Source organism: Mycoplasmopsis primatum ATCC 25948 (assembly GCF_000702785.1).
Taxonomy (GTDB): domain Bacteria; phylum Bacillota_I; class Bacilli_A; order Mycoplasmatales; family Metamycoplasmataceae; genus Mycoplasmopsis; species Mycoplasmopsis primatum.
Genome location: NZ_JNJV01000020.1, coordinates 1 through 18,092, shown reverse-complemented (window position 1 = coordinate 18,092; position 18,092 = coordinate 1). Strand labels below are relative to the sequence as shown.

Below are 18,092 nucleotides of genomic sequence, written 5' to 3'. Positions count from 1 at the left end.
AATAAAAGCATGGAAGATGCTAAACAATTGTCAGCTGAATTAGATAAAGATCCAACTTTAAAAAATTCTGCTGATGGTCAAAATTTTCAAAATGCCTATGATAAGTTAAATGCATTAGGTTCTCAAACCACTAGTGATATTGATGAATTCAAAACAGCTAAGAAAACTTTAGATGAATTGGCTAAAACAATTAACGAAAAAATTAAAGCATCTAATCCAAATAAACCTGCTGAACCAGCTCTTAATGAAGCAAAAGAAAAATTACAAGCTAAAATTAATGAAATTAATAATAAATTAAATGATTTTGCTAATCCTAACCTTGTGTTAATTAAAGAACAAGTTAAAAAAGCTTTAGCTAATGCACAATCATTAGTTGATAATTCTGCATCTACAATCGATGAAGTAAATGCTGAAATTATTGCCTTAAACAATACTTTTGATACTAATGAAAAACTTTATAAAGATATTGACGCTAATTTAGGGCTTCACGATCAGGTTGTTGAAAGTCTAAAATTATTCCCATCATTAGTTAATGATAAAAATGAACACAGCAATCTTATTGCTAAGGTGAAAAAAATAGGTGCTGACACTTCTGCTAACGTTGATGATTTAACAAAAGCATGAAATGATTTAAAAGAACACGCTAAAATTATTAATAATAAAATGGCGCCATTTATCGATGCTTCTAAAATACTAGCAGAAAGAATTGAAGCTGTAAAAGTTGAGATTGAAGAGCTTTATGATCATTCAGTAGATCCTAAAAAGTTAAAATTTGCCCCTTATGGTTCAGCAATTACTATGATTAAAACAGAAATTAGCAAACTGGAAAAAAGACTGCAAACAAATTTAGAAGTGAAACAAGAAACCATTGATAAATTTAATCAAACTGTTGAAAGATCACTATTAAATGCTGCTAAGGCAACGTGAACATATTTTGAAAATTTCTATAATCCAAATAATAAAAGATTGCCTTTCACTGGTGCTTTTGATGAAAAATACCAAAATGATCCAAAATATATAGCTTGAAAAAATGCTTTTATAGCAAATTACAATGACTTTTTAGCTAATAAAGACGCATATGTTAATAGTAATAAAAATTATAAAGAACTAAATGCCAAAATTGAAACATATATAAATAATGCAAATGAAATTCTTGAAAATCCTGAATTTAAAATGCTTATAGATAACTTTAAAAATGTTGAGAAAATAAGCAAGGAAATTCATGTTATGTCAGAAGACTTTCTTGTTGTTATAGGGCGTGCTTATACTATTTATCCAGATTTAAATAATGAACAATTCTATAAAGATTTTTTAGAGTTAAATTCAGATATTCCAGCCAAATCACTTTCTCCTAATGTAACTAGTGCTGAATTGGAAGAAATGAAAAAGCAACTTGAAAGTGGTTATAAAACTTGATTGGCAGAATATAAGAAATATGAAGAAAATAATAAATCAGTAAAGTATAATTTTCTATTCAATCAATCAATGATTATACTTGATGATAATCAATATAAAACTATTGAAAATGAGTCTCAAAAAGCTGTTAAACGATCAGATATTCTTTATAACTTCAAAGATATATGTCTCCAATTCAGAACCGAAATTGATAAAATTTCACAAGAGTGAAATGATACAGCGGTTATTAAAGATAATGCGTGATACAATCAAAAAATTGAAACCTTGAATATTCAAATAAATAGCATAAAAACTGAATTTGATTCAATCATTAAAAAGATTAACAGAAACTATGAAACTATGCTTAATGTTTATAACGATGCTATTACATCGCATGAATTGAAAGGTGTATTTGAGCAATTCAATAATCAAATAGAAGTAGTCAAAAATGCAAAGCAGACCTTTGAATGAGAAACGGAAGATTCTTTGAAATTAGGTGAAATAAATCAATATGTTATAGCAAATGCCCAATTTTATAACGTATTTTATCCAATATATCAAGAATTTAATATTTTTAAAGTGTTTGCTACACGCATACCACATGCATTGTATCAATTTAAAAATAGTAAGACTTCTGCTGACTTTTCATTAAATGATGTAACAATAAATGACATAGATATTATGTTGCCTAAAACATATGGAAAAGGTTTGGGTAAGAAGAATATTCCTACAGAAATTACAATTGATGTTGCAGGTGCCCAATTAGTTAAAGATATAGCAAATAATACTGCCAAAATAACCAAAATTGTATTAAAATACAAATCATACACAAGAGAAATTGAGACGCAATCAATTACAAGCTTTAAAAGCTAAAAAAATAAAAAATAGGCATTGCCTATTTTTTTGTTTTATATGTAGCCACAAATAGTATATTAAGCAATATTTAAATTTTGCGGTCTTTTTGGTAAAAGATTAGTAAATATTTTTTTAGCTTCAAAACAAATAGTATTAATAAATGCTAACGGAATAGACCACGATAATAAAATACCATTATGAAAACTTAATATATAAGGAATCATTTTAAATACATTAGCTATAGCAGGTACAAAAGCAACTATTAATATTGAAACAGTTGAAAATGAAACAGCCACAAAAACTAGCCAATATTTTTTAATACTATTTTTAAAAATAGACTTATCATTAATTAAATTGATACTATTTATTGATGTTGCTATACCCATTGTTATAAATGCGCAAGAAGAAGCAATTGCTAATAAGTCAGTGCCATTGTTATAATGAATGGCATAAAGAGCACCACCAGAATATGATAATAATGAAACCAAACTAATGACAAGTGACTGTCATAGTAATTCCAGTCCCATACCACGAGCGAAAAGGCTTTCCTTTTTAGAAAATGGCTTTCTGTTCATTACATCTTTGCCTGAATCGATTAGCCCTAAGGCAATAGCTGGCAAGCCATGTGTTAATAAGTTAATTCATAGTAATTGTGAAGCACTAAACACATAAAATTCACTATTTGTAAAATATGATTTAAAAGCAAAATAGAAAGCTATTAAACCAATTAGCATTACAAATACTTCTGTTACTGATGAAACAAGAAGATTCATAATAATGATTTTTATTTTGTCATATATTAAGCGCCCATTTTTGATTGATTTAACAATTGTATTGAAATTGTCATCAGTTAGAATTAAATCAGCAGATTGCTTAGACACATCGGTGCCTGTAATCCCCATAGCGCATCCAATATCACTAGCCTTTAAGGCAGGTGCATCATTTACACCATCGCCGGTCATAGCAACAACTTTATCATATGATTGTCATGCTTTGACTATTCTTAGTTTATCTTCTGGATTGACGCGAGCATAAACTGCAATTTTTTGGACATTTGCTTTTAATTTTTCATCATCTCAATCTTTAAGAGTTGAACCATCAATGCATATGTCATCACCTTGAGAGTCATAAATTCCTAATGAAGATGCGATAGCTTTAGCTGTAATTAAATTATCGCCAGTTATCATAACTGTTTTAATTCCAGCTTTTTTGGCTTGATTTATACTTTCGGCTACATTAGCTCTTGGTGGATCAATCATAGCGATCAAACCAACAAAGGTTAAATCATTTTCGTCATCAAAATTTATATCTTTATTTTTAACTTCTTTTTTAGCAAATGCTAACACTCTATAAGATTGAGAAGCTCACTGATTGTTAATATCCATAATTGCTTTTTTATCAATATTATTACATTTGCTAATAATTACGTCAGGAGCGCCTTTGGTGAACATAAGTAATTTATTGTCTTTATCCTGAATTAGCACCGACATCATTTTTCTGTTGCTATCAAAAGGCAATGAACTAAGAATATTATGATTTGCTAGCAATTCACTTTTGGCTATATTATATTTAAGACCAAATCTTAAAAGTCCTGTTTCAGTAGGATCTCCTACTTCTTTAAAAGCGCCATTTTCAACTGTTATATGAGCATCATTGCAATAGCAAGAAATCTTAATTAAATCTAGCAGGCTTTTATCATCATCTTTAATTTCAATTAATTTTTTATTGTTAGCTGTATAGGCATCAACTACTGTCATTTTATTTTCAGTTAGTGTTCCAGTTTTATCGCTACATATAATATTAGCTGATCCCAGCGTTTCAACTGCTAAAAGATTTTTAACTAAACCATTTTCTTTGCTGATTTTCGACACACCAATAGATAAAATAACAGTTGTAAAAGCTATTAAACCTTCAGGTATAGCAGCTACTGCGAGTGAAATACCTGTTACTAGCGCATTTGTATAAACATCATGATTGGTTCATATTTTTGAGGCAATATTATTTAGCAAGACTTGCATTATAAAACTAATAAATAATAAAATTATGCCAGCATAACCAAAGATTTTGCTTAATTTATTTAATTTTATTTGTAATGGTGTTTCAATTTTCTTTTGACTTTGAATCATTGAATTGATCTTACCTATTTGTGTATTTTGCCCAATGGCTTCAACTATATATGTTGCTTTACCATTAGATACGTATGTGCCTGAGTATACAAGGTGATTATTGTTTGCTAGCGTTTTATCATCTATAGCATCTCAATTGACATTTTTTTCAACTGAAATGCTTTCGCCTGTTAAACTAGATTCAATGACATTAAAATTAGAAGCACTTACAAGCCTACCATCAGCATTAATAATGTCACCAGCAGCTAATAAAACTAAATCACCAACAACTAATTTATTCGCTGGTATCACCTTGACTACATTATCTCTTATAACTGTCGCATTAGCAATAGTTTTGTTTTCAAGAGCTCTTACAGCTTGGTCACTTTTAATTTCTTGATATGCTCCAAGAGCTCCATTTAATAATATAACAAGTAGGATAATACATGGCTCTACATAACCTATAATAATTTGATTATTCACTGCCTTATTTTGTATGTGCTCAAATATTGCTAAGCTAAAGCTAATAATTGCAGCGCAAAGCAATAAAATGACCATAGGATCTAAAAACTGTTTTAAATAAACAATAAAAGGGTTTAATTTTTTTCTTTTTATTAATGTATTTTCACCATATTTAAGTGTACTCTGGTGGGCTTGATCACCAGTTAAACCATTGAATTTTTGTGCTTCATCGAAAGTCATTTATCTATTCTCCTTAATAATTAATATATTAATTATTAACAAAAATAATACATTAAAAGTTCCAAAATAAAAATAAACAAAGAAATTTGTTTATTTATTTTAGTAGCAATATTATTTATAGTTGATTACATAAAAAGAAATAAAAAAATGGCGGGGAAGAGAGGGTTCGAACCTCCGCGGGTGTTTTATCACCCCTAACGCGTTAGCAATGCGTCCTCTTCACCAACTTGAGTACTTCCCCAACATCAAATTTGCTTTTTCATTATACCAAATTGTTGATTTTTGACAATTAAATATGTGGTGCATTTTTTGCTAAAAAAAGAAACCTAATAGGTTTCAGATTTTAATTTATAAAACTATTTTAAATTTTGCTAATAATGTGTTCTTTTATTTTGTTTTTAATATCTTTATTTTCTAAGGCATAATCAATATTAGCTTTTACAAATCCTTCGATAGAGCCTAAGTCGTATCTAGTGCCTTCAAATTCAAAAGCATATATATCTTGATTATGCAAAGTCATTAATTCATTGAAAGCATCAACTACTTGAATTTCGTTTTTTCCATCATATTTTATTTTCAATAAAATATCTAAAATTTCAGGATTGAATACATATCTTCCAAGAATAGCTTTATTGCTTGGAGCTTTATCTAATGTTGGCTTTTCAACTGCTCCGTCGATTTTAAAATATTTATTATTTTTTTCATTTTGATTAATAGGATGAACAATTCCATATTTGCTTACATACTCATTGGCTATTGTTTGCACGCCTAAAATGTTAGCGCCTGTTTTATTGTAAAAATCAATTAATTGTTTTGTTGCAGGAATTTGCGACTTTATCAAATCATCGCCTAGAATTATAGCAAATGGTTCATTGCCAATTACTTCCTTAGCACAAGCTAAAGCATGTCCAAGGCCATTTTGAGACTCTTGGAATACAATTTTGATTAAATTTGATCTGTTTGTTGCTTTAACTTTTTTAAGCAGTTCAATCTTACCTTTTTCATTTAATTCTGCTTCAAGCGGTTCATTAACTTCAAAGAATTTAAGAATGTCTTTTTTTCTCTTGCTTATTACAATATAAATTTCTTCTATACCCGAATTCACTGCTTCATCAACTAAGTAATTGATTAATGGCGTATCTAAAATGGGAACTAATTCCTTATGTACTATTTTAGTCATAGGTAAAAATCTTGTGCCTCATCCAGCAGCGGGAATAATTAATTTTTTAACTTTTTTGATATCTTTTGTCATAATGATTTTATTATATAAAATTTATAGACTTTTTGAAAATTATTAAGCTTATGGATGCCTTGTATTTGTTGAATATTGCTGTTTAATAATGTAAAAAAGAAAAAAAGCCTTGCTAAAAATTAACAAGACTTAATGATGATAATTTATATTTACCAAATGGTGCGAACGAATGGACTTGAACCATCGACCTCACGATTATCAGTCGTGTGCTCTAACCAGCTGAGCTACGCTCGCATATATAAATCGCTTAATTATTATATAAAGCGAAATAATAAAAAGTTAATGATATTATATTGCGAATAAAAATTAACGTTTTGAGAATTGACGTGCCCTACGAGCTTTGTTGAGACCAGGTTTTTTACGTTCAACAACACGCGCATCACGAGTTAGCATACCTGCAGGTTTCAACTTAGCTCTATATGTATCACTTGCTAATAATAATGCTCTTGCAATACCTAATCTAATTGCACCAGCTTGGCCTTTAAGACCACCACCACGAACATTTACTAAAATATCAAATTGACCTTTTGTTTCTGTTAAAACTAAGGGTTGTTCAGCATCTTGAATGTGAAGGTCTGAAAGTAAGTAATCTTTTGCTTCTCTGTTATTAATAGTGAATTTACCACTACCTGGACGAAGAATAACTCTAGCAGTTGAAGACTTACGACGTCCTAATCCACGATATTCAACAATTTCTTTTTTAGTTTTTGCCATATTATCTCACCTCTAAACTTTCTGGTTTTTGTGCTGAATATTTATGTTCTGGGCCAGCAACCACAAAAAGATTTTTACGTTGTTTGTTTCCTAATTTTGTATGTGGAAGCATACCAAAAATTGCTTTTTCAACAATAGCAGTAGGTTTTTTAGCTCTTAATTTAGCTGCTGTGATACTTCTTAAACCACCTGGGTAGCCTGTGTGATGATAGTAAATTTTATTTTCTTCTTTTTTAGCAGTTAAAACAGCTTTTTCAGCATTAATTACTATTATGTAATCACCCATATCAGCATTAGGAGTAAATGTAGGTTTATTTTTACCTCTTAAAGCTGAAGCAACAAAAGAAGCTAAGCGACCAACAACTTGATTAGATGCATCAACAACATATCATTTTTTATTTGCTTTTGCACGATTAACAATTGTAGTTTGTCTCATATGAACTCTCCTTTTCTATTAACATTTATACGCAATAAATAAATAGCTTTTGTATTATATATAAAATATTTTTTTAGCATAATAAAAAACAAAACATTTTTATGCTAATTTTACATAATAAAAAACTGCATTTTTTATGCATATTGCAATATATATAATATATAAATTTATAAAAAATCCTTGCTCGCGCAAGTATTTTTGCATCTATAAGCCACGTTCTGTTCCTTATTTAAGGTGCTAACAATTTATCTAATCAATAAAAATTGATTCTTTAATAGGATTCATTTCTCCCATTAAAAGTTCCCCTACCAAAATTTGGGTTTCTAGCTCATGGAAGTTTACCGCGTTTCACAATTCTCGTCTCTGTGGCACTAGTCGTCTAAGCCTGATTTTATTAGAATCAGCATGAACACTACAATCATCGCAGATTGTGCTAGCGTGGACTTTCCTCTACTAATAAAGCAGCTGTTAGCCGATGCTAATTAATTATACATATAAGCGAAAAATTTAATTAAAAATCTTTCAAAGCCAATTTCAGCATTAATTTTGCCTGCTTTGATATCTTGATCTAGTGATGATAATGAATTTATCATCTTTTTAATTTTTTTAATACCTGTTTTGTTTAAGAAAAAACTGATTTTCTTAATTCTATAACTATTTATATTCAAATCCTTTGATAATAAATCAAGGCTTTTGCCAACAACTTTATAAGCATATATTTGATGCGCCAAAATGAGAATTTGACTAATTTGACCAATAAGCGTGCTGACATCAAAACCCTCAATTATTTTTTGTTTATATTTATTTCAAATTATGCCTAAGTCATTTGTTTCAAAAGAATTTACGAAACCAAAAGCATCTTCGGTGAGCAAGTCATCAACACTTATATCAACTATATTTGCTGAAATTTGACTGGTTTCATTAGATAATTTTTTAATTTCTTGGTCAAGCAGCATAATATCATTTGAAGTTTTAGATGCTAGCAGCCTAATTGCTTCTTCATCAATATTTACATTGTGTTTTTTAGCAATCATTTTAATAGTCTTATTAATTTCATTAGAACTAACTTCGCTTGCCTCAATCATAATTGTTTGGAATTTTGAATTATTAAATAAAAAATTTGACAATTCATTTTTAACAATTTTATTTTTATCAACTATATTTTCATTTACAAACACAAATTCATCATATTGATTTACATTAATTGCTTCAATAATTTGATTAACGATTGCTGAGTCATTTGCTGAAAGTTTCCTATCAAAAAAAGGCAAATTGTAAATTAAAAATAATTTCTTTCTATTAAATAAGTCCTGTGAATTTAATAATGATATCAATGGATCAATTATATTTTCATTAGTGAAAGAAAAAACTTCAATAGTTTTATCACTATTGTTTCTTTTAATCTTATTTATTTCTTGTTCAATAAAAAACTTTTCATTACCATATATAAAGTACATAGTAGTTATTATAATTAATAAGTTTAAAATTTCAATAATTATAATAGTAAATTAATTAGCAGATTTTTAAGGCAAAGAAGGATTTAACCATCATTTTTATTTGTCCATATTAACCTATAAAACAGTTAAATCAAAAAATTACTTAACCTTATTTTTATGATCATTTACAACATAATCTAATTTTTTTAATCAATGATATATTCCACTTTTTGTCATTTTTTTGCCTGTCGTTTCATTAAATTTTTTAACCAAATCATTTAAATTATTTTTAGGGTGTTCAACTATAATAGCAAACAATTTAATTTGCATATCACTAAATAAAAATTCTAACCGATTATTTAAGACGTAGTTTATACTATTTATATATCTTTGATTAGCAGATAATGTTTTTATAACATTTGAAGCATCAATATTTTTAAGTCTATTGTTATTGTTATAAAAATCACGACTGATTGTATTATCAATAAAGTTAAAAAAAGAGGTGGTTACTGATATTGCTTTAAGAAAATCACTTATTTTTTCATGTTTTTTAATATATGCAACGAATTTTTGATTGTGTTTTATTTTTAAAAAATTAAAGTCATATTCATTTAATTTATTAATTATGACATCTATAAATTTTTCATAGTTAGAAGATAATTGCAAATGATACGATGATTTATTTAAATTACTGATTATTCCGCCGCCCATAAAAACACCTTGATAAAACGATGATGGATATTGAAAATTTTCGTCTAAATCAAAAAGATCAAAAGCAAAAGATAAAGTTTTATTTTTAACTTTAACATCAATTGAAATTTTGCTAAATAGTTTTAAAATAGCATTTTTGGTCTCTTCGTTATATATTCTTAGCAGAATTGTTTTATTGTTAATTATGCCCTTAGAATAAATAAAACCACGAAGAAACTCCAATGTATCTTCAGCATTTCTTTTCTTTTGTAATATTTCATTTTTTATCTCTTGTGTGAAGTTCATAACTAATCCTATATAGGCTAAATTATTATAATGTAAAAATAAATGAAAGCCACATTGAGCTTTCATTAATTAAATAACTAGATTAATTTATCAAAAATATCATCACCAGTTTCAGAAACAATGTCTACACCCCAGTTTTTAGCCACTATATTTCCGGCTGTACCTAAACCTTTAACATCTGGTAATACTCTTGGTTCTTTGAACATTTTTGAATAAATAGTTAGTGGTAATAATTCACGAGTATGATTGAAACCTGGATAAGCTGGATCGTTTCCATGATCACTTGTGATAATTAATAAATCATCTTTATTCATTGCTTGAATAAGTTTGCCCAATTTAGCATCTAATGTCGCAATGTTTGATGCATAACCATCAACATCTCTACGGTGACCGTAATGAGAGTCGAATTGAACTAAGTTTACAAAAATAAATTTGTTTTCGCTTTCATTTTCAACCAATTCGATTGCTTTGTCCATTCCGTCAGCATCACCATCAGAATGAATAGAATTAGAAATGCCTTGTCCTACAAAAATATCACGGATTTTTCCAATACCTATAACTTCAACACCAGCTTTTTGAATAGCATTTAAGATATTAGGACGTGGTGCATTTGCATAGTCATGTCTGTTAAATGTTCTAGTGTATTTACCATCTGCTCCTACAAATGGGCGAATAATGATTCTTCCAACATTTCATTCAGGTTTTGAAGAACAAATTTTTCTAGCTGCTTCACCATATCTTACTAAGTTATCTAAACCAATTCATTCTTCATGTGCAGCAATTTGCAATACTGAATCATTTGATGTATAAAGAATCAAATTGCCAGTTTTCTTTTGTTCATCAGCATATTGATTAATCACATCGGTACCAGAACCTGCTTTGTTGTAAAGCATTTTTCTGCCATCACAAGCCTTTTCAAGTTCGGCAACTAAATCATCTGGAAAACCTGTTTCCGTAAAAGTAGGAAATGGAGTTTCTGTTTTAATACCCATCATTTCTCAGTGGCCTGTTAATGTGTCTTTTCCGTTAGAAACTTCTTGAACTCTTGTTACGTAAGCAAGAGGATTTTTAACACGATAATTACCTTCAATTGAAGCTATATTACCAATGCCTAATTTTTTTCATGTATCAATGAAAAACATAGAGCTTAATGAAGCTGAGTAAAGTGTATTTGCACCAGCATCACCAAATCTTTTTTGGTCTTTATCAGGGCCTATTCCTAGACCGTCTGTTACTATCATTATTACTCTTTTAAATTTTGCCATTTATCTCCTTAAAATAAAATAATTATCAATATTAAAATGCGGAAATATTATATTCCAAAATTAGATATTTGTTAGATTATAGCCCACGAGAATAAAGCATATGGTGTGGAATTTTTCATATGGGTTATATCGCATTTGCTATTTTTATATAATTAAACTTATTTAAATTAATTAAAAATTAATTTTTTGATATTTGTTAGCTTTTTAATTTCACTCTTTTTAAGTAATTAAAAAACGGAAATGGATAAATTATGAAAACAAAAAAATTTATATTGGGCGCTAGCTTAATTTTTGGTGCATTTTCACCTGTTATGATTAGTGCAGCTTGCTATCCAAGCGAATCAAAAGAAGAAATTGATAAAGTTATTGACACTGTTACAGTTAGTGTTGATAAGGCCAATGAAAAATTGAATAAAGAAGTTAAGATTACTGATATAAAACATCAAAATCTTAACACTAAAAAATATACCTTAGTGGATCAAAATATAACCATTAAAGGTATGGACAGTATTGAATATGAATTTGCTATTCAAAATGCTGATAAATTAAAAAGTAAAACTAAAAAAATAACTATTACCGGTTTCAAAAAAACCTTAGAAATGGAAATTAATCATTTAATTGATCAAATTAAAGATGAAACAATTAAAAGCAATTTCAAGACAAAACTAAGCGAGTACAACACTAAATTAACTAAGCAAAAAGATGAAATACTTAATTCAGTTATTAATGATGAAAAAATTAAGTCTGCTATTGGAGAAAAAGAAATTCCTAATGTTAAAGAAGCTTTTAATTTAGGTGTTAAATTATTAGAAAACATTATTGCAAAAATTCAAAAAGAAACCTTAGAAAAGTATACAAAAGGAACAAAAGTTGTTGATGGACTATCAACAGTTAAAGATTACTTAACAGTTGATAAAATTAAGGAATTAATCAGCGAAAAAGGCGGTATTGCTGATACTGCTTTAGAAATTGGCAAAAAGATTGGTAAATATGCTAAATCTATTTTTGCAGTTTTAAAAAACGATGATAAAACAAAAAACATTGCTAAGTTAGATGATTTAATTAAAGCTGTTGACAATAAATTTGTAGGTGATAAAAATGTTTTTGAAAATATTTCAAATAAACTAAAAGAATTTGATTTTTCGAAATTAAAAGATGAAGGTTATGTCAAAACATTTGAAAAATTAATTAGCGTAATAGACGCTGAAAAAAAGGAAGCTATTAAAGTTTTAAATTCAGTGGGCTTAGAAGCTGCTGAAATTACTAATGTTAAAGATGCAATCAGACCATACTATACTGTTTTACAAAAAGCTCTTACTGATTCAGTGAATTTATTTATTGAAGGATTGAGAGACCTTGGTTTGCTTCTTGAAAATTTAAAGTAAATTTTATATAAAAAACAAGGGAGCAAATTTTCCTTGTTTTTTTAGAATGTGGCTAATTGAAAGGAATTATGGGAAAATCAAGTAAAAAGATATTAAAATTATTGCCATTATTTGCACCAATTACTGCTATAACCCTTTCTAGCGCGTGCACAAATGGATTAGTTGATGAAAAAAGTAATGTAATAAATAAAATTAGTGAGTTAGAAAATTTATCAAATAATGCAAAAAATGATTATAAAAATAAGATTATAAAAACTGATAATATTAATGAACTTTATGGTTTTTTAAAACGGGCTACAAACGAAAATAAACAAAAAGCAAGTGCTATTGAACAAATACAAAAGTATGATTTACATATATTTTCAATAAAAGCAAAACAAATCTTAACCGAAAAAATTAAGGATTTAGCACCAGATAATATTGATGCATTTTTAAATGAAGTCAATAATATAAAAGTTGACAAGGAAACTGTGCTTAAAAATATTAATGAAAATGAAAGCCATTTTCAAAAATATAATTTTGATATTACACCATTTAAATCAAAAATAGCAGATATAGCAGAAACTCAAAGTTTAGCAAACATCAAACAAAATGTTTCATTAGAAGTTACAAGATATGTATCATTAACCAAGATTAGCAGCATGCCTAATCTTTCAGATAATATAAAAAACAATTACAAAAATGAAATTTTAAAAAAACAAGATATAAACAAAATTTCAGATCTTTTAAAACAAGCAGAAAAAGAAAATGAATTAAAAACAATTGCTATTAACAAATACTAAAACAAGAGTTAAACATATTTTCATTGAATGTCAAACAAACTTTAATTGACCAAATTAAAAATTTACCAATAGTCAAAATTAACTCATTTTTGAGTGAAATTGATGGTCTTGAAAAGAGTAAAAAAACAATACTTAAAAGTATTAATGATAATGAAATCTACTTTAAAAAGTATGATTTTAACAGTACAAAAATTAAAGAAAAAATAGCAAATATAATAGATTCGGTAAATCTCAATGCAATTGAACAAGATGTCACATTAGAAATCAAAAGATATAATGCGCTTAGTCAAATAGATGATATTAAAAATCTATCTAATGATGCCAAAAATAACTATAAAAAAGATATTTTAAAATCAAATAATATTGATAAAATTGACCTAATAATTAAACGAGCAATGAAAGTTTCTGGTGTGGGGTTAAAAAAAGCTATAGCAAGAGTTGAAGTTGATAAATTGCAATTTATCTCTCAAGATGAAAAGAAACAATTTAAAGAAATAATTAACAATTTAGACACTGTTGAAAAAGTTGACGATAAATTAAACTTAATAATCCACAAAAATAAAAATAAAGAGAATATATATAACGAAAAAATCAAGGTTAGTGTTGAATTTGAAGAAGAATACATCGAGTCTGTTAAACAAAAATTTATTGATTTAATTAACGAAAATGACTATCAAAAAGTTGCTTTTGACTTCTTTCATTTTAACGAAACTAAAAAATTAATAAAAAAGGAATTGCAAGAGTTATTGTTTCTAAGCAATGATGACAAATTATTATTATTGCAAGAACTGAAATCATTTATAAACATAAATGATGCTAAAAATTTAAGAGATTATCAAGTTAATTTAGATAAAGCAAAACATGAATGTTTCAATAAATCGTTGGTACTAACATCAATTGAATGAGATAAAAGTAAATCGGGTTCTAAGTACAAAGATATTAAGCAACACATTATAAATGCTAAAACAGTTGAAATGTTAGATAAAATATTCAGCCAATTAGTCTATGCTGATGATGTCTTTAAAGCAATTAGAGATTCCTTTTCTGATGCAGATGATGCCAAATATAATATTTCACAAGATGAAAGAGAAGGATTTCTTAAAAAAGTTGTTATTTCTACAAAAGAAGAAATAGATAAATTGCTAATTCAATTTAATGATTTAGTTAGAAGTAAAGAAAATGAAAGACTTAATTATTTATCAACTCATTTAGAATTAAAATTGAAAACTTATGATGCAGATATAATAATGAAAAAACAAGAAGCATTAACTTTAAATGATTTTGACAATAATGTTATGAATCAAAAATTTATTTCATTATCAGAAATTTCTAAACAATATGATGCAGATAATAAAGTTTTAACTTTTACATTAAAGCTTGAGTCTAACCGTTTTGATGGCAAGTCAATATTTTTGCATAAAGACCTTGAAATTAAAATAGCAAGTGATGTATATGATATTGAAAAGTCTTATAAACAACAACATGATTTTGTCATAAACGGCTATAAAACAGGCCAATCATATCAAGATTATAGACAAAATATTATTTCAAACATTGATAAGATAGAAAATGAAATAAAGACTGTTAATCCTAAATGTAAGCCTGAAGTTGTCGCAAAAATAAAAGAGCAACATAATATATTCTCTCAAAAAATAGAGGATTCATTTTTGGCGTGTGCTTATCAATCAATTAGTGAATTCATGAAATTCACACAAGATAATCAACAATTGAATATTGATATATATAATCATTTAAATAGTATGTTTGCTAACACGAATAAGGAGCTTTTAGATGTTTTTGCTAAATTAGGCAAAAGCGAAAAGAAAACCTCAAAAGGTTTGCTTTATCAAATGAGTTTAGCCAGAGATTGAGTTTTAGCTGAAACAGTCGGTAAATGAGCGACATCAATATTTACTAATTTATTCAATAGTAACAATGTTTTTGAAAGAGTTATAGATTTATCTTTTGATAGATTAAAAGCAAAATATTCTCTTAGTGATGAAAAAGCATTAACAATAGTTAAAGTTTCAAAAAGAATCTTATTGCATATGCTTTCATACTTTAAAGATTTGAAATGGGATTATCTAATCCATGGTAACGGCAAAAAACAAGATGAATATGACAATAAAAAAGCAGGCAAAATAGTTCTCTTAACTGGTGGCTGAAGTGTTTTATTTGATACTGAAAAATTCCTTGTTTCTAAATATTCTGATCCTTCTGGTAAAGATTTAGATACAGAATTGCAAAGTTTAGTAACACAAAAAATAATAACTGATGACGAGAAACTGATTTTCTTTAAAGAAATAAAATACATTTTATCTCCTTTTACTAAATCTATTGATAATTACAATAGGAAAATTAAAGAAACAATGATTTCTGGTTTAGCAAGCAGTTTTAAAATCATTAATGACGCTAAATAGATACAAGCAAGGGATTAAAATAGCAAAAATCAAGGCTAATTACCTTGATTTTCTATATTTACCAAGCCTGGTGCATTAATCCCATTTGTAACTGATTTATTTTAAATTGTTTGTAATATTATCGAAATCACTATTAAACAGTTGAATAAGGATAAAAACCATATTGTAAATTTTGATAATATTATTATTTAATTATAGTTAATCTATATTTTATTTTTTTGTACTGCTTGTAATTTTAGTTTAATTTTTTCTAAAAGATCATATGCATTTTTAGCTCTGTTATGGTGTTTTATTAATTGATTACATTGATTTTGATATTTGACAGAATTTATAAAATTCTCAATGTTTATAAATTCTGAATAATTATTATGAGCTCACCAATTTCTATTTTCACATATTTTACTTAGAAAGATATAATCATTTGGGCACAATAATTGTTTCGGATTTAAGGAATCTAGATCTTTGATTACAGTTAATGTCTGCCCTAATGACCTGTTAGTTATATCCTTAACAGGTTTTTTACTATTAACTTTGGACATATATGAATAAATTAATTTAAGATTTTGTTCTATTTTTTGATAATACAATATTGTTTCACTATGAAGAATTTGAAAATCTTTAAAATTCATAGTCATATTTTCAATCAGCTTATAGCACTATTTAAAATTTAAGGTTTTATGTATGATAAGACAATTTTAGTAAGCATTATTTTATACTTGTATCTTATTAAAATATATGAAAACCTTAAAATATTAGTGATAATTCGTTTTAATTGCCTATTTTGCAATGTTATATTGCAATTGGAATTTAGATAGAATTAGATAGATGAATGTAGGCTTCATTTTTCTATTAATAGCAAATTTTCATTTATTTTTGCTAATATCATTCATCATTTATTCATCTATATCTTCATCCATTAGATAACACAACATTGTATAAGCACATTCTTTTTGTGCTTCTTTTTTGCTACTTCCTGAGCAAGTGAAATCTTTGCTTATTCCATCAATGTATATTGTGCAATACCACAAAGAATTTCCATTTTCATCATAATCTAACTCATATTCATATTCAGGTTTGTTAATCATTCTTTTTTGAACTAGCTCATTTATTTGTGCTAATGATAGTTCATAATCGGCTTTTCCAACAGCATCTTCATATTCATTGATAATGTATTCATTTTCCAACAATCATTGGTAGTAATTTTTAGCAGCATCCATCCTTGCTCTAACTTCGCTTTTTCCTCATCCTTGAATTCTAATATTATCATCATCAATTCATAGGTCACAACAATATGCGTTATTGCGATCAATCCATTTATACTCATATTTAGGAAGTCCATAACCTTGTTCTTGTGATCACTCTCGCACTTTGCGAACATAATCTCTACTATCGGTATTTATGTCCTCGAAGTAGTCATCAAAATCAATCATTGTCATAACTACATTGGTGATAGTTTGGATATCTCAATTACAATCAATAGTAACCGCTCCAAGAATTGCCTCGAATAAATCTTCCTTAACTGAATCTTGCTCTTGAACGTTCCCTTTAATATCACCTTTTCCCATTATTAACTGAGTATGAAACCCTAATTTATCCACACAATTAGCTAATGTTCTCTTTTTAACTAAATCTTTTTTGATATCAGTAAATTGTCCTTCGTTAAGCTTAGTTTGGAATGATTTAGGATTTTTAAGTTTAAATTCCTTATATTCCTTATCTTTTGTAATATGGCCAAATCTTTCCATCATTATTTTAATGACCACTAAATCAAGAGCTTTGTCGCCGACAAATTCTAATACCTCATTATTTTGGCCTCCATTTTCTTGAGAATAGCTTTTTCTAATGAATGCTTGTTGAAGCAAATCTTCATTTCTAAATTCATAACGAATTGTTTTTTGGACATTTTTAAAATCGTCGAATTCCATTTAAATTTCTCCAATAAATTATTATATTTTTTGCATTGATAAAAGCAAAAACATACCTATTATGGCGTGTAATCATATTAGGTCTAATTAGTCAAGATATTAAATATGAATCAAATTGATTTTGTCTTCACCACAATAGTAGTTCAGATAAAATATAAATGTTTCATAATTACTATTTCAATTAACTGACTCTTTTCGCATTTTTCAATGCATAAAAATTATATCAAATATTGCTAAACGCTCGTATTTTCAAAAATTTATAGCGCTTACAAAGAACACAATAATTTGTATTATTTTAATTTAGAAAATTTTAGAAAGATGCTATTTTATAGACTTCTTTATGTATTGTTTCACTATTTATTTAATTTACATTTGCTATAAGGTTTTTATAAGTTCAGTAGATGTTTTCTTTTTCATGCCTTTT

13 protein-coding genes, 2 tRNA genes and 1 other RNA gene are annotated in these 18,092 nt (G+C 27.3%); 4 read left to right on the top strand and 12 right to left on the bottom strand.

The features are described 5' to 3' along the window. A partial coding sequence (locus tag T386_RS04595) for a hypothetical protein (protein WP_169734048.1) occupies positions 1–2,268 on the top strand: 2,268 nt, incomplete at its 5' end. A gap of 59 nt (positions 2,269–2,327) precedes the next feature. On the opposite strand, the gene T386_RS0102780 is transcribed toward T386_RS04595, so the two are convergent. From T386_RS0102780 to T386_RS0102740, 10 genes are all read right to left on the bottom strand, one after another. After that, positions 2,328–5,057, bottom strand: coding sequence for a cation-translocating P-type ATPase (locus T386_RS0102780; RefSeq protein ID WP_029513632.1), 2,730 nt, complete (start codon positions 5,055–5,057; stop codon positions 2,328–2,330). Positions 5,058–5,205: 148 nt separating this feature from the next. Continuing rightward, positions 5,206–5,298 (bottom strand) — tRNA-Ser (locus T386_RS0102775). A 120-nt stretch (positions 5,299–5,418) separates the two neighbouring features. After that, positions 5,419–6,309: a UTP--glucose-1-phosphate uridylyltransferase gene (locus T386_RS0102770; RefSeq protein WP_029513631.1), complete on the bottom strand. Its 891-nt coding sequence runs from the start codon at positions 6,307–6,309 to the stop codon at positions 5,419–5,421. A gap of 157 nt (positions 6,310–6,466) precedes the next feature. Continuing rightward, positions 6,467–6,543 (bottom strand) — tRNA-Ile (locus tag T386_RS0102765). 72 nt (positions 6,544–6,615) lie between these two features. Continuing rightward, positions 6,616–7,023: a 30S ribosomal protein S9 gene (rpsI, locus tag T386_RS0102760; protein ID WP_029513630.1), complete on the bottom strand. Its 408-nt coding sequence runs from the start codon at positions 7,021–7,023 to the stop codon at positions 6,616–6,618. A 1-nt stretch (position 7,024) separates the two neighbouring features. Beyond that, entirely contained in the window at positions 7,025–7,459 is a 435-nt protein-coding gene (rplM, locus tag T386_RS0102755) for a 50S ribosomal protein L13 (protein WP_029513629.1), read from the bottom strand. 202 nt (positions 7,460–7,661) lie between these two features. After that, positions 7,662–7,939, bottom strand: an RNA gene (rnpB, locus tag T386_RS04500) — RNase P RNA component class B. Positions 7,940–7,941: 2 nt separating this feature from the next. Beyond that, on the bottom strand, positions 7,942–8,916 hold the full coding sequence (gene holA / locus T386_RS0102750) for a DNA polymerase III subunit delta (RefSeq protein ID WP_029513628.1): 975 nt from the start codon (positions 8,914–8,916) through the stop codon (positions 7,942–7,944). A gap of 138 nt (positions 8,917–9,054) precedes the next feature. Then, positions 9,055–9,891 carry a DNA-binding protein WhiA gene (gene whiA, locus T386_RS0102745; RefSeq protein ID WP_029513627.1) on the bottom strand — a complete coding sequence of 279 codons (837 nt, stop codon included), beginning with the start codon at positions 9,889–9,891 and terminating at the stop codon, positions 9,055–9,057. A 77-nt stretch (positions 9,892–9,968) separates the two neighbouring features. After that, a complete protein-coding gene (locus T386_RS0102740) occupies positions 9,969–11,156 on the bottom strand; it encodes a phosphopentomutase (protein ID WP_029513626.1) in 1,188 nt (395 codons plus the stop codon). A gap of 251 nt (positions 11,157–11,407) precedes the next feature. Between T386_RS0102740 and T386_RS0102735 the strand changes: the two genes are divergently transcribed. From T386_RS0102735 to T386_RS0102725, 3 genes are all read left to right on the top strand, one after another. After that, positions 11,408–12,541: a hypothetical protein gene (locus T386_RS0102735; RefSeq protein WP_051622787.1), complete on the top strand. Its 1,134-nt coding sequence runs from the start codon at positions 11,408–11,410 to the stop codon at positions 12,539–12,541. Between the two features lie 68 nt (positions 12,542–12,609). Continuing rightward, the gene (locus T386_RS0102730; protein WP_029513624.1) at positions 12,610–13,323 is read left to right on the top strand and encodes a hypothetical protein; all 714 of its coding nucleotides are present in this window, start codon (positions 12,610–12,612) and stop codon (positions 13,321–13,323) included. Between the two features lie 23 nt (positions 13,324–13,346). Then, positions 13,347–15,743, top strand: coding sequence for a hypothetical protein (locus tag T386_RS0102725; RefSeq protein WP_029513623.1), 2,397 nt, complete (start codon positions 13,347–13,349; stop codon positions 15,741–15,743). A gap of 203 nt (positions 15,744–15,946) precedes the next feature. Here the strand turns inward: T386_RS0102725 and T386_RS0102720 are convergent, their stop codons facing one another. Together T386_RS0102720 and T386_RS0102710 are read right to left on the bottom strand one after the other, a co-directional pair. Then, the gene (locus T386_RS0102720; protein ID WP_156935934.1) at positions 15,947–16,372 is read right to left on the bottom strand and encodes a hypothetical protein; all 426 of its coding nucleotides are present in this window, start codon (positions 16,370–16,372) and stop codon (positions 15,947–15,949) included. A 264-nt stretch (positions 16,373–16,636) separates the two neighbouring features. Next, positions 16,637–17,668 carry a ribonuclease III domain-containing protein gene (locus T386_RS0102710; RefSeq protein ID WP_029513621.1) on the bottom strand — a complete coding sequence of 344 codons (1,032 nt, stop codon included), beginning with the start codon at positions 17,666–17,668 and terminating at the stop codon, positions 16,637–16,639. Positions 17,669–18,092: the final 424 nt, after the last annotated feature.